Raw genomic sequence first — 13,473 nt, forward strand, 5'->3', positions numbered from 1 at the left:
GCGCTGGGGGCGGCGGGGTGAGCGAGCTGAGCCGGGAGAGCCGGGGGCGGCCCGGGGTGAGCGGGCACATTAGGCAGATCGGGGGATAAGAGTTTCAATTTGACTCTTATTTGGCTATTTCCGCTGCTTTTGGCGTAAATAGCAGCCCTGTGGGCTTGGGGGCTCCTATTCTGCTCAGGGGCCTGCTTCCGCCGTCACTCGTAGAGAGCAAGAGCCCCATCTGCTCGTCGGGCAGCCCCCCTCCTCATTTACACCCCTCGTGCCTGTTCCCTCCCTTTTTTTAGGGATTTTCCCACACACAAACTTCAAACGGAACTACAGTCCGCTATTTCCAGCAAAAAGAGCAAAATAGCAGCGAAAAGGAACTATGATCCGCTATTCAGTCCAAAATGCACGTTTCCGATGAGAAACGAAGCAAATAGCGTACCGTAGTTCCGCTTGCACAGGAATAGTCGCTATTTTCATCCAAATAGCGGAACCCAGTTCCGCTTCAGCTGTTTTCCGGCAGTTTTCGACGGAAAAAGCAGCCCCTGGGGGGCGTCTACTATGCTGGCGGAGCCGGCTTCGGCCACCTTGGGTAACAAATAAGAGTCCCGAAGGACTCTTATCTCTCCATTTCCGCTGCTTTCAGCGGAAATAGGAGCCCCCAGGGGCTCTCATTCTGCTCATGGAGCCGGCTTCGGCCACCCTGGGTAACAAAATAAGAGTCCCGAAGGACTCTTATCTCTCTATTTCCGCTGCTTCCAGCGGAAATAGGAGCCCCTAAAGACTCTTATTCCCTCGGTTGAGCTGTCAGCCGGCTTCGGCCACCTTGGGCAACAAAATAAGAGCCCCGAAGGACTCTTATCTCTCTATTTCCGCTGCTTTCAGCGGAAATAGAAGCCCCCAAAGACTCTTATTCCCTCGGCTGAGCTGGCAGCCGGCTTCAGCCGTCACCATCAGCCACCTCCCCACACACCATCGCCGTGCATGACTTTTGGCAAAAGGAGTTGTGCAACCTCATTCTAAATTTGTGGCACAGATGCTACTTCTTCCCATATGCCTCGTTGTATTCGACAATAATCTGGCTGCCGCCGCTGCGTTTCCAACGCTCGATTTCTTGCCGGAAGGCTGCTTTGTCCAGCTTGCCGAGCATGTAATTGTACGTTGCGTCGGATATTATTTTATACAATTCAACGCCGCGCTCATCATACGTTTTGGACTCCAAACCTAGGGTCGGGTCCTTGATCACGTATTTCTCATTGTCCAGACTCAGTTTATCCGCAAGCTGGGATAAGGACTCACTCTCTGCGACCTGTTTCACTTGCGGATTGTTTAAATCTGCAATCATCAGCGCATACAGTGCATTCACTTCATTGACACGAAGCTTGGACGTCTCTTCCGTCAGCTGAACTTTGCCGCCAATGGTCGTGTAATGCCGTCCTTCCAGTCCGTATTTCATCAAATTGGCAATATCCTTATCCATCGTCTGGTCAAAAAACTGCAGCATCTGCTTCAGCTCAGCCTCCGTGCGAATCGCCTTTTTTGAAAACAGGTAGAGGGCGCTGTAGTTGGGAATTGACCACATTTGAAAGCCCTTCGGTCCCTCAATATGGTTGATCAGCGTAAGTTTCGCCTGCGGATTCGCCAGCTGGACCTCGTCGGATAGCCGCTGCACGTCCTGCATGCTGCCAATGTAAGCTCCGGCAACGCCGCGGATTATTTTGTCCCGCTGCACATCCTTGCTCGTTACCGCAAAATCGGAGTTGATCAGCTTCTCCTCATACAACTTCTTCATGTAATTCATGGTGTCCACATAGGCTTCAGTTTCGAATTCTGGAACAAGCTTGCCGTCTATTAAGCCCCAATTATTCGGCGTGCCGAAGTAGGAGCTGATTGTTTTGAAAGCGCCAAAAACCAAATCATTTCGGTCCGTCAAACCGATGGTATCGTCCTTCCCGTTGCGGTCGGGGTCACCGTAAGTAAACGCTTTTAAAACTTGATACAGCTCATCCAGATTCGTTGGTTTGGCCAGCTTCAGATTGTTCAGCCAATCTTCACGAATAATAATCCCTTGACGGGAGGACGGCCGCTCAGTGTACAAACCATATATTTTGCCATCCACCGCTGCCTGTCCCAAAATCTCTTTATTTAGCTGCTTCAAATTCGGATAGGCATCCAAATAAGGTCCGATATCCCAGAATGCGCCGGAACGGATCGAATTTTTCATCAGCATATAGTCGGTATATTTCACGTAGGTAGCTTTTTTCAATGAGTTGGTGGTGAGTGCTGTGTTCATTTTGTCGGTGTAGATACCGTCAGGAACCCAGTTCAATTCCAGCTTCGTTTGCGTAAGCTTCTCAATTTCTCCAATGAGCTCAGGGATGGGCGGGTGCGGAAAATGCAGCGGCGCCATAATCGAAACAACAGGACGACTGTCGTTCGCTTCCGATGCCTTCGTTGCCGTACTCTTCTGACAAGCACCTAGCAGCATGATCATCAATAGCCCCGCAAACACGAATACATAAACCTTGAAACCCTTGCTATGTCTAGCTTCTCTCATATGAACTCCCCCTTGCTGCAGCCATGTTTGTCTGGAAATCAGAGATAATGATTATCCCTTCTTCAGATGATTATTGCTCTAATCGTAAGTCTTGACTACAATACATAGATAGTCTATCACGACCATCCTAGACAGATAAGGTGTTGGATGCGATGCGCTCTTTAAGTTTTCTTAGCAAAATGACCATCTTCGGATTTCTGCTCAGCACGCTTCCGGTTATTTTTATCGGCGCTTTTGCTTTCGTAACCTCGTCGAGCGAGATCCAAAAAAATGTCAACGAAGGCAAAATGCAACTAATCGCCCAAATCAATTCCAATGTAGAGCAGAAATTAACGACTGTCAACCATACACTTAATCAGGTCATTAATTCGACCGTGCTCAAAAAAGCGATGGACATGCCCTTAACTGTAAACGATTTCATGATGTATGACGACCTGCGCAGCGAGATCCGGTATATGCAATCTTTCGACACGAAGCTGGAGGATGTCATCCTGATTAATGCTAGGCAGAACTGGATGATTAAGAATTCAGGCTTGTACCGTTTTGACAGTTATCCGTTTTACGATAAGCTTCTGAACCAAATGAACACGCAGGAGAACAGCACATGGGTCATGAATCCGTCCAAATGGTTCTACACCGAAGAAAACTCACGGAGCGTAAGTTGCGATTATAGCATTTCCTTGGTGAAAAAGCTGCCGACCACTGGTCTGGAGAAATACGGCATGGCAATAGCGAATATCCCGGCTTGCAGCCTGCAGGATCTGTTCCGCAACGATACGGAGTACCTGGATGACATCCTGATTATGGACGAGCACAATCAGATCATTATGCATCCTGATCCTGACCTGATCGGCAAGCCTATCACAGAGGCTGGATTGACCGATATGAGCCAGTTCGCCGCGCCCACAGGCCAATTCACGACAGATATTCGCGATAAGCGCTACGCGGTAAGCTTCCTGCACTCGAATTTAAATAACTGGACCTATTTATCACTAACTTCAATCGACAGCTTGACCAAAGAGTCCGGCAAAATCGGGACCTACACCATTTATGTCTGCGTGCTGATGCTGCTTCTCTCCATGCTGCTGGCTTGGCTGGGTTCGCGTAAAATGTACTCGCCGATTCAGCTCCTTTTGAACCAAATCGGCGGCCTCGTAACCGTGAATCAGAAGCGCAAAGCCAACGAATTCCAAATGATCGGCGAGCACGTCCATACGTTATTTCAATCCAAATCTCAGCTGGAACGAGAGGTTCATCAGCATATCGGGCAGGTGCGGACGTTTTTCTTGATCAAAGCATTTCAGGGACACATTAAGCAAAGCGAACTGCTTGAGAAGCTGAAACAGTTCGGCTACACGAAGCATATTGAGGCATGGAAAACGATGTCCGTCATCACCATGCAGATTGACTCGATTGACAATACGCGTTATGAGAAACGCGACATGGAGCTGCTACTCTTCGCTGTGCACAATATTATCGAGGAGCTTATTCCTTCCGATCAGCGGCTTGCGCCGATCATCATGGATCAGACCGTCGTTACCTTGATCGGCAGCGCGGATGGTGAGGCGGACGCTTTCCGCAATACGGTTTATGCGTTGACAGAGCAGCTGCAGCAGCACATTTTCAACTATTTGAAATTGCATGTCAGCATTGGGATCAGTCTTCCCATCCATACCTTCAGCCAGATCGCCATTGCCTACAGAGAAGGTTTGGAGGCTTTAAGACACCGCATCAAGCTGGGCGAAGGCATCATTATTCAATATGAAAATATTAATTCCGGCAAGCATTATTTGAATTTAAACTATCCAAAGCCTGTCGAAAATGAGCTGATAGACGCCATCAAGCTTGCTGAAAAGGATAAATCCAAAGAGCTGCTGCGCCAGCTGCTGCAAGCCGTATTCGCAGCTCCGCTTACGCCTCAGGAATACCAAATTCCTCTGGCACGCCTGCTTAATAACCTGCTGATGGTGATGCAGGAATCGGGCATTGGCCTCAATCAGATTCATCCGAACAAAGGCTCCCTATTCGAGGAGCTCCTGAATTTGCATATGACGGCCGAAATCGAAGATTGGTTCTGGACCGAGGTTATCCATCCTCTAATCCGAATTTACCGTGATCGTCAGGATGCCCAGTACCACAATATTTCCGAAAAAATTATTGATCTCGTTCAAAAATATTACGATACAGACCTGACTTTAGAGGATTGTGCATCCCGTTTGCACTACAATGCGAATTACTTAAGCAGTATTTTCCGTAAAGAAACGAACTGCTCCTTCAGCGACTATCTATCTGCGTACCGCTTCAACATGGCGAAGAAATGGCTGTCGGAATCCGATATGCCGATTAAGGACATCTCATCCAAGCTGCGCTACAACAATTCACAGAACTTTATTCGCTCGTTCCGCAAACAGGAGGGACTTACGCCCGGCCAATATCGGGATAAGCATAAAGAAGGCAAGGAGCCTACAACTTCGTAGGTCCCTTGCCCTTTTTTACCTGCTTGTCCCAGATGATGGCTGACAACAGCTAGGTAGTTGGCTGTACCGCCGCTTTCAGCGCTGCACGATGATTCCATAAGAAGGAAACCACGCTGTTTCGTTCTTCAAAAAAAGACTCCTTAGGGTCCAAATAGTCTTCACCCAGTCCATGAACGCTGAAACGATCGTCCCCATAATTCATCAGGGTGAGCTGTCCCCCGCGTTTGTTGTCAGCAAACACCAAATATAGTTTTTTCCCTGATGCATCCCACTTGGCAAATGAAGAAAAGTTGTCCAAAATCAAGCCAATATCATTCTTCTTTTTAATTTGCATGATGTCGTATCCTCTCTATCATTTTTAATCAAAATGGTAGCGGAGATTGGCTGCAAAGGTTGTCACATGCTGGGGGTGAATGATGAGAAGTTTTGTCGACTTGTTTTTTGGGGGCGTATAGGGTGTGCAGGGGCGTGCAGCAGGCTCGCTCTGCTACCCGAATCGCGGGCGTTTTCTGGGGCTTGCGCTTCAGCCGCAGCTTTAGCGTTGGTTTTCAGCCTTACCGCTCCAGCCGTAGCGGAAACGCTCCTGCTTCCCAAACAAGCCGCTTCACTACGCTCTCTAATCCAACCAAAAAAAGCAGGCCAGCCCATAAAAGGCCAACCTGCTTTACCCAAAAATCCGCCTAACCAATGCCCGCTTCGGCGTACACCTTATCAAAACCGGCTTTGGAGCGCTGCACCAAACTTTCAGGGGAATCCGTTGGCGGAGCCGCTGTCAAAATTTCCTGAGCCACAGCACCCTTATAGCCAATCCGCTGCAAGCCTTGCAGGAAGCCAGCCAAGTCAATAACGCCTTCTCCCGGATAGATGCGCCCGTTATCTCGTACATCCTCGAGCGGCACGTCCGGCGCGTCGTTGATGTGAACATGAACGATCTGGTCTGCGCGGAGCTTCTCGATGTCCGCAACAGTTAACCCGTTCGTGTACCAGTGGTACGCATCGAACAGCAGACCAACATTGCTCTCGCCAATCGCATCGATCCAATCCAGCGTCTCTTCGAGTGTCCAGATGAACGGATGCTTCCACTGCGTACGCAGATGATGCGGTCCGACGAACTCCAAACCAAGACGAATGCCGTACGCGCCAAGGATTTGAGCGCAGGTGCGCAATCGGCGTGTAGCCAGCGCCATGAAATGTGCAGCTTTATAGTCCGTTGACGGCAGCACATAGGTGCAGCAGTTCTTGCAGCCTAGCGCTGCTGCAGCCGCTGCCGCTTGCGTTAGTTTAGGCAAACCATCAAGGAATGCCTCTTCGCTATGGCGCCACTCAACCGGCAGGCCAATCGAGCCGATAACGAGGCTATGTTTGCCCAAAAGCTCACGCGCACCATCTACACCGTGACTCTCTACTAAGCCTAGCGCATCGATATCAATCGCTTGAAAGCCATATTTGGCCGCTAGCTCGATAAATTGCTCATTGCTTTCCAGCTTGCCAAGCCCTGCTCCGGTTAATCCTCTCAGCATGGTCTTTCCTCCTATTTAAATATCCCAGTTTAGTTTTACTTCATTGCCCGTACGGGAAGATTCATAGATAGCATCCAAAATTAAATTATTCGTATAGCCTGATAAGGCAGAAGTAATCGGCTGCTTTCCTTGCGTAATGCAATCCAGGAAGTGAAGGCTTAGTCGTAGACGCTCGCCCTCGTCATCTTCTGGTTTTTTCAAATCAGTCTCAATCGCCCGATTAAATTTCTCTGTCAGCAGCTTGCCGGAAGCTCCCTTGTAGCTTGCTCCGCCCTCTGAGCCCATAAGATGAATGAATGGCGTATTGTCAGTGTCCATATGAACAGCCCAGCTAACCTCAAGCGTTAGGGTGCTGCCATCTTCCATGCGGATCAAAGCGGTAGCCAAATCTTCCACGTCATATGTACCATTCCAATTAGGCTTGCCCCACGTACCGATTCCTTTCTTGCGCGGCCCAAATTCGGCATAGGTTGCCCCAAAAACCGATACCGGCTTCGGATTGCCCATCAAATACAGCGCCAAATCCAGCATATGCACCCCAATATCAATTAACGGTCCGCCGCCAGATTCGTTCATCTTCGTAAACCAAGTTCCCCAGCCCGGAATTCCTTTGCGGCGGAACCAGCCGGTTTTGGCTGTATAAATTTTGCCGAGCTCGCCTGCATCAACTTGCTCTTTGATAAGCTGCGGCACAGCTTCCCAGCGCATTTGGTGACCAATCATGACCACTCTGTCAGAAGCTTCGCTTGCCTTGTAAATTTGCTTCGCTGCTTCCGCATTAATGCCCATCGGCTTCTCAATCAGCACATGTTTACCCGCTTCAATCGCCTGCACCGCAAGTGATGCGTGATATTGATTCGGCACTCCGATGATAACGGCATCCACATTTGCACTATGTATAAGTTCTTCGGGAGTTGCTGCCACATGAGCAATGCCATGTTCCTCAGCACGCGCTTCTGCTAGAGGCAGATACGTATCCGTAATCGCTGTAATTTCGCATAAATTTGCCAATTTGGAAAACTCGCGGATATGAACGCCACCAATATTCCCCGCACCAATAATACCTAATCTGATTTTGTTAACGCTTCCCACAACAAGTCTCCTCCTCATATCTGCATCCTGTTCGAACTGCTTTTATGATAAAATAAACAGACGAAGAAAACGCACCTAAATTTCGAAAAACGTCCCAATTCTTCGAAGGAGACCAACCTTATTATGACGTACTTTCCCGATTATCTGAAAACGTACCCAAATATGGATTCATCCTTCCCTTTCCACCTTAGCAAAAATACACTTGCTCACGGATTTCGGGCTCATCGCCACGATTATCTGGAGTTCTCTTTTGTCATAGACGGGCACGGGGCCGAAATGATCAATGATGTGAAACACACGATGACGCCGGGCACTTTCACCTTCGTGCTTCCTTATCAGGTGCATGAAATCTTCACCGATCCCGGTCAAAATCTGGTCCTCTTCAACTGTACGTTCAGTATGGACCTTCTCATGGAGCCAGGACATGATCAAGGCTTGTCCGGCCTTTTTCAAGACACGAATACCCTGCCAGCCTTTGTTCAGCTGAGTGGGCAAGATCAACAACAGATGAGCACGCTCATTGAGGATATGTACCAAGAGTACAAAGGCGACGAGCGCTACCGTCAGACGCTGCTGAAATCCAAGCTGAAAGAAGTACTCGTACGCTTCGACCGCAGTCGCTGGAAGCAAGCCGAAGCCGATCATCTTGAAGTGGTCGAAATCGCACCTATCCTCGGCTCCAAGGCGAGCCCCTCCGTGTGGCCCATTATTCACTATATCCATCGGAATTACCAAGAGGATCTCGCCTTGTCGGATCTGGCCTCACGTTTCTCGATGAGCATCTCGCGCATCAGCGAGGTCATTAAACAAACGACCGGCCAGACGTTCGTCCATTTCCTGCATGACCTGCGCTTGCGCCATGCTTGCAGCCTGCTCGTGTCCACGGACATGAGTGTGACCGAAATTGCTCTTGAGGTTGGCTACGGCTCATACAAAACGTTTTCTCGGATTTTCCGGGAAAGCAAAGGCGTCGTGCCTAAGGACTACCGCAAAGTCGAGCATGGGCGGCGGGTGACATGAGATTTACAATACACCGTGACAAAGGATTGCAGACGCGAGGAAAACAGAATCCTCAGCTGTATTCCTTTTTTTTCGTGCGATGATAGATTCCCATGCTTTGGTGGCATCTATGAGATAGCGGGGAGAGTGAGAAGATGAATAGGCGCTTGGAACAGCTCGAGGATGGCTATAAGGAAACACAACGGGAACTTGTCCTGCGGGCACGTGCTGGAGATAGAGAAGCATTCGGGGATCTGGTACGCCACCATCGAAGCCAAGCACTCGGCCTTGCGGCATCAATAGCGCGAGACACCTTCATCGCCGAGGATATTGTGCAGGATGCGCTTATTCGGGCATTCATGCACATCGGCACCTTGATGAATGCGGATCGCTTCGTTCCTTGGTTGCAGCGGATTGTTCGCAATCAGGCTTATATGAAGCTGCGCCGAGGAGGACTTTACGGCAAAGAACAGCCCTTCTCATCTTTCAGCCATCAAGCGGAAGGGACTCTGATACCTACAGACTGGTCGGACATCGACAGTATCCTCTTTCGGCTGGCGGGCTCAGCAATCGACGAAGCGTGCTATCGTGATGATCCTGCGGAATCCTTCCTGAGAGCCGATATGCTTCAATGCTTGCGGGAACTGCTGTCGTGCCTCGGCAAGCGTGAGCGGGCCGTCTTTGAAGCACATTTTTTCGATGAGCTGACTCCTGTTCAAATCGCGGCTCTTTTTCAGACCAAAACAGCCAATGTGTACAATATCCTGTCCCGCTCACGCTCCAAAGTGTGCAGAGAAAGAATTCGCGTCTCTCTGAATGGCTACGTGCAGCAAAGAGCCGCCCTAGGTCTGCCCAAGCGGATTATCCTTTCCTCTCCCCCAATCTGATTGTTCAATGGAGGTTACTACTATGCTAGTGGAACAACGCATCAACCGGGACTGGACGAAGACCTTGTCCTCCGCTGCAAGCACTATTTATGGATCAATTAGCTATACGGATAAAAAGAGCTTCTCCCTCATCGACGTCATGGGCATTACAGGACATGCGTTTCGCCTGAATATCGATCCGATCGAGGTCAATGTGGCTGGGCCCACTTCTTTTCCTGGTGGCTATATCTTTCGCCGCAATCTCTGTAATCTCGGCTTCACCAGCAATATGGGAGAAGCCTCTGTCCCCGTTTCGCCCGACATGTTGGAGAAAACGATAGCCCTAATACAGCGTTCTATAGATAAAGGCTATCCAGCCATTGCCTTCGATCTCTTTACGCCGGAATTCGGTCTGATTTATGGCTACGATGATGACAAGCAGCTGTTCTATGCCAAAGATGTCTCGCAAGATGGCACACTTTCCTATGCCCAATTCGGTCAGCCCAAAATCCCAGTCCTCTTCCTCATCACCATCGAAGATAGCCTCGCCCACTCCAAATATGAAATTCTGCGAATGTCGCTCGATATGATTGTCGATCATGCTCGAGGGCGTGAGTGGGCGCATATGTTCAAAGACCGCTACGCGCAGGGTCTCAAGGGGTATGAGGCTTGGATCGAAGCTATGGAAAAGCGCAGCGCCGATGAATTCGGCAATGCTTATAACGCAGCTGTCGCTGCTGATGCGAGAGAATTTGCCGCCGAGTACCTGCGGGAAATGGCGGTAAAATGGGACGGCAGCAATGTCGTTGAACGCAACGTCCGCGCCCATGCTGCCGAAGCTGCCGCCCATTATGCCGTTGTCGCAGAAGCGCTCAGCGAATTGCGCGACATGTTCCCGTTCCCCGAAGGCGGAACGCCCAAGGAGCCGGCAACAGCGGACCGGGCAATTGACCTGCTGCTCCAAGCCAAAGAATCCGAGACGAAGGGCATCGAAGTTCTGGAGAAGCTGCTGAACTTCATGAAGGCGTACCACTCGGATATCTGGGTGCACTAGCGGGGTGAACCGATTGTCGCTGCACCACGCTCAACGGAATTCTCTTGCATCCATCGCTGCCGCTCCACGATGTCATTGGATTAAATCCAATGACATCACCATTTAACCCATATCTACTTGGATATATCCAATGAAATGAGCAGCTTTCGCTCCCCCCAATCCTACTGCACCAAATAAAACCCACATATTAGGTAATACTGATAACGAAGCATGTTTGCATGTTTACATGTTTACATGTTTGCATGTTTACATGTTTACCTGTTACCTGTTCGCCTATTCGCCTGTTTATCTGTTCGCCTGCCTGCTTCCTTCCGAATTTACCCACATCTCTGCATCAATCCATTAACGATTCAAATATTCCTTGACAGGAATATTCCCTCAGAGGTATATTATAAATGTGAATTCGACTATAAGCGATCTTGCAGAGTCTAACCCTTTTGCATATTGTCGAACTTTTGCGAGACGAGCATCGTGGAGGTTCAGCCCGCTGCTAATTGGCGGATCTACCTGCTGCGAGCCCGGCACCTACTAGATCTGAAATGCCTTTCGCCGTATGTGCGGAGACTACAAGCAATTTTTCTTCATAAACCATTATCTTAATTGGAGGAATCGATCATGTCCGAGAACACAAACCCTGCTAACCAAGAGTTAGAAATTACACGCATTTTCAATGCTCCCCGTGAGCTTGTATTCAAAGTTTGGACCGAGGCGGAACACCTGGAGAAATGGTGGGGGCCAAAAGGATTAACATTACAAGTAGCCAGCCTAGACCTGCGTCCCGGCGGCTCCTTTCATTACAGCATGACAACACCGGATGGTCAGATCATGTGGGGTCTGTTTAAATATCGTGAAATTTCACCCACTGACAAGCTTGTATTCACGAATTCTTTTTCCGATGAGGAAGGCAATGTTACCCGCGCAGCATTTAGCGCTGCTTTTCCGCTGGAGATTCTTAATGTATTAACGTTTGAAGAACTGGATGGCAAAACAAAGGTTACTCTTCGCGGTGGACCCCTCGATGCTTCAGACGAAGAAAAACAATTCTTCGCCGGTATGTTCGACAGCATGCGCCAAGGCTTCGGCGGAACGTTCGATCAACTGGACGATTACTTGGCAACGATTGCCTAAACAATTACTTAAACAACTGCCTAAATGTACGCCGACTCTGCGGAGTCGGTTTTTTCTTTCATCTGGGAGTTGTTAGCGCCGTATCGTTTATAATAAAATGAAAGTAAGCAAAGAAAAAGTTCACAAGAAAAGGTGTCATTCATGAGCATATTAAATGTCGAAAAATTAAGTCACGGCTTCGGAGACCGCGCCATCTTCAACGATGTCTCCTTCCGTCTGCTCAAAGGCGAGCATATCGGACTCATCGGCGCAAACGGTGAAGGGAAATCTACCTTCATGAACATCATCACAGGCAAGCTTCAGCCGGATGATGGGAAGGTCGAATGGTCCAAGCGTATGCGCGTTGGCTACCTGGATCAGCATGCTGTGCTGAACAAAGGCATGACTATCCGCGACGTCCTTAAGGGTGCCTTCCAATACCTGTTCGATATGGAACAGGAAATGAACGATATGTACGGCCGCATGGGCGATGTGTCGCCTGAAGAGCTAGAGCGGATGCTTGAAGATGTAGGAACGATTCAAGATACGCTAACGAATCAAGATTTCTACATGATTGATGCCAAAATCGAAGAAACAGCCCGCGGGTTGGGGCTTACAGATATTGGACTCGAGAAAGATGTCCATGATTTAAGCGGCGGACAACGGACCAAAGTATTGCTGTCCAAGCTCCTGCTCGAGAAGCCGGACATTCTGCTCCTCGATGAGCCTACCAACTATCTCGACGAGCAGCATATCGAGTGGTTAAGACGCTACCTGCAAGAGTATGAGAATGCCTTCATCCTCATCTCCCATGACATTCCGTTCCTTAATAGCGTAATCAACTTGATTTATCACATGGAAAATCAGGAATTAAACCGTTATGTTGGCGACTACGAGCATTTCCAACAGGTTCATGAAATGAGAAAGCAGCAGCATGAGTCGGCCTACAAACGCCAGCAGCAAGAAATTTCCGAGCTTAAAGATTTCGTAGCCCGCAACAAAGCGAGTGTTGCAACACGGAACATGGCCATGTCCCGGCAAAAGAAGCTCGACAAGATGGAAGTCCTCGAACTGGCTAAGGAGAAACCGAAGCCTCAATTCAGCTTCAAAGATGCGCGAACGTCCAGCAAGCTGATTTTCGAAGCTAAGGAGCTCGTTATCGGATACGGCGATCCTCTTTCCAGAGCACTTGATCTCCGCATGGAACGCGGTCAGAAGATTGCCCTTGTTGGTGCCAACGGGATCGGGAAAACGACGCTGTTGCGCAGCATTTTAGGCGAAATCCCAGCGTTGTCCGGCACTGTTCAAAAAGGCGAGAACCTCTTCATCGGCTATTTCCAACAGGAAATGAAAGATACGAACTACAACACCTGCATCGAGGAAGTCTGGAACGAGTTCCCTTCGTTCACGCAGTTCGAAGTGCGCGCGGCGCTCGCAAAATGCGGGCTTACCACCAAGCATATCGAGAGCAAAATTGCTGTGCTGAGCGGCGGCGAGAAAGCCAAGGTCCGTCTATGCAAGCTGATCAACCGCGAAACCAACCTGCTCGTGCTCGATGAGCCTACCAACCATTTGGACGTAGATGCCAAAGAAGAGCTGAAACGTGCGCTGCAAGCGTATAAGGGCAGCATTCTGCTTATTTCCCACGAACCGGAATTTTATCGCGACGTTGTGACAGAGACCTGGAACTGTGAATCCTGGACGACCAAGGTATTCTAGTCCTGCAACCAAAGAACCTTACTCCTGTGAGAACAGTGTGTAAGGTTCTTTGTTATTTCACAGAAGCTGCCGTATGGGCTAGTTTCTCCCATCTCCT

10 protein-coding genes are annotated in these 13,473 nt (G+C 49.3%); 6 read left to right on the top strand and 4 right to left on the bottom strand.

The genetic code is table 11. The features are described from left to right. Positions 1–1,024: 1,024 nt before the first annotated feature. Positions 1,025–2,542 carry an extracellular solute-binding protein gene (locus BC351_RS21105; protein ID WP_079414741.1) on the bottom strand — a complete coding sequence of 506 codons (1,518 nt, stop codon included), beginning with the start codon at positions 2,540–2,542 and terminating at the stop codon, positions 1,025–1,027. Between the two features lie 152 nt (positions 2,543–2,694). Here BC351_RS21105 and BC351_RS21110 point away from each other — a divergent pair, with 152 nt between their 5' ends. Then, positions 2,695–5,019, top strand: coding sequence for a helix-turn-helix domain-containing protein (locus BC351_RS21110; protein WP_079414743.1), 2,325 nt, complete (start codon positions 2,695–2,697; stop codon positions 5,017–5,019). Positions 5,020–5,068: 49 nt separating this feature from the next. Here BC351_RS21110 and BC351_RS21115 read toward each other — a convergent pair whose 3' ends face one another. From BC351_RS21115 to BC351_RS21130, 3 genes are all read right to left on the bottom strand, one after another. After that, the gene (locus BC351_RS21115) at positions 5,069–5,353 is read right to left on the bottom strand and encodes a hypothetical protein (protein WP_079414745.1); all 285 of its coding nucleotides are present in this window, start codon (positions 5,351–5,353) and stop codon (positions 5,069–5,071) included. A 346-nt stretch (positions 5,354–5,699) separates the two neighbouring features. Beyond that, a complete protein-coding gene (locus BC351_RS21125; RefSeq protein ID WP_079414747.1) occupies positions 5,700–6,539 on the bottom strand; it encodes a sugar phosphate isomerase/epimerase family protein in 840 nt (279 codons plus the stop codon). A 15-nt stretch (positions 6,540–6,554) separates the two neighbouring features. Further along, a complete protein-coding gene (locus tag BC351_RS21130) occupies positions 6,555–7,631 on the bottom strand; it encodes a Gfo/Idh/MocA family protein (RefSeq protein WP_144028479.1) in 1,077 nt (358 codons plus the stop codon). A 123-nt stretch (positions 7,632–7,754) separates the two neighbouring features. On the opposite strand from BC351_RS21130, the gene BC351_RS21135 reads away from it, so the two are divergent. The 5 genes from BC351_RS21135 to BC351_RS21155 all read left to right on the top strand — a co-directional run bounded on the left by BC351_RS21135 (position 7,755) and on the right by BC351_RS21155 (position 13,376). Next, positions 7,755–8,651 carry an AraC family transcriptional regulator gene (locus BC351_RS21135; RefSeq protein ID WP_079414749.1) on the top strand — a complete coding sequence of 299 codons (897 nt, stop codon included), beginning with the start codon at positions 7,755–7,757 and terminating at the stop codon, positions 8,649–8,651. A gap of 134 nt (positions 8,652–8,785) precedes the next feature. Beyond that, positions 8,786–9,517 (top strand): RNA polymerase sigma factor, encoded by a 732-nt coding sequence (locus BC351_RS21140; RefSeq protein ID WP_079414750.1) that lies wholly within the window; start codon positions 8,786–8,788, stop codon positions 9,515–9,517. A gap of 7 nt (positions 9,518–9,524) precedes the next feature. Then, positions 9,525–10,550 (top strand): hypothetical protein, encoded by a 1,026-nt coding sequence (locus tag BC351_RS21145; RefSeq protein WP_244209121.1) that lies wholly within the window; start codon positions 9,525–9,527, stop codon positions 10,548–10,550. A 615-nt stretch (positions 10,551–11,165) separates the two neighbouring features. Next, positions 11,166–11,678, top strand: coding sequence for an SRPBCC family protein (locus BC351_RS21150; RefSeq protein WP_079414754.1), 513 nt, complete (start codon positions 11,166–11,168; stop codon positions 11,676–11,678). Positions 11,679–11,819: 141 nt separating this feature from the next. Continuing rightward, complete coding sequence (locus tag BC351_RS21155; RefSeq protein ID WP_079414755.1) at positions 11,820–13,376, top strand: ABC-F family ATP-binding cassette domain-containing protein; 1,557 nt, start codon at positions 11,820–11,822, stop codon at positions 13,374–13,376. Positions 13,377–13,473: the final 97 nt, after the last annotated feature.

Origin of the sequence: Paenibacillus ferrarius (genome assembly GCF_002027705.1) — a bacterium.
Lineage (GTDB): Bacteria > Bacillota > Bacilli > Paenibacillales > NBRC-103111 > Paenibacillus_E > Paenibacillus_E ferrarius.

What these genes read in the sequence shown, in the direction of transcription:
- BC351_RS21125 (WP_079414747.1), bottom strand. Translation starts at nt 6,539, where the DNA reads ATGCTGAGAGGATTAACCGGAGCAGGGCTTGGCAAGCTGGAAAGCAAT.
- BC351_RS21105 (WP_079414741.1), bottom strand. Translation starts at nt 2,542, where the DNA reads ATGAGAGAAGCTAGACATAGCAAGGGTTTCAAGGTTTATGTATTCGTG.
- BC351_RS21155 (WP_079414755.1), top strand. Translation starts at nt 11,820, where the DNA reads ATGAGCATATTAAATGTCGAAAAATTAAGTCACGGCTTCGGAGACCGC.
- BC351_RS21115 (WP_079414745.1), bottom strand. Translation starts at nt 5,353, where the DNA reads ATGCAAATTAAAAAGAAGAATGATATTGGCTTGATTTTGGACAACTTT.
- BC351_RS21110 (WP_079414743.1), top strand. Translation starts at nt 2,695, where the DNA reads ATGCGCTCTTTAAGTTTTCTTAGCAAAATGACCATCTTCGGATTTCTG.
- BC351_RS21150 (WP_079414754.1), top strand. Translation starts at nt 11,166, where the DNA reads ATGTCCGAGAACACAAACCCTGCTAACCAAGAGTTAGAAATTACACGC.
- BC351_RS21145 (WP_244209121.1), top strand. Translation starts at nt 9,525, where the DNA reads ATGGAGGTTACTACTATGCTAGTGGAACAACGCATCAACCGGGACTGG.
- BC351_RS21140 (WP_079414750.1), top strand. Translation starts at nt 8,786, where the DNA reads ATGAATAGGCGCTTGGAACAGCTCGAGGATGGCTATAAGGAAACACAA.
- BC351_RS21135 (WP_079414749.1), top strand. Translation starts at nt 7,755, where the DNA reads ATGACGTACTTTCCCGATTATCTGAAAACGTACCCAAATATGGATTCA.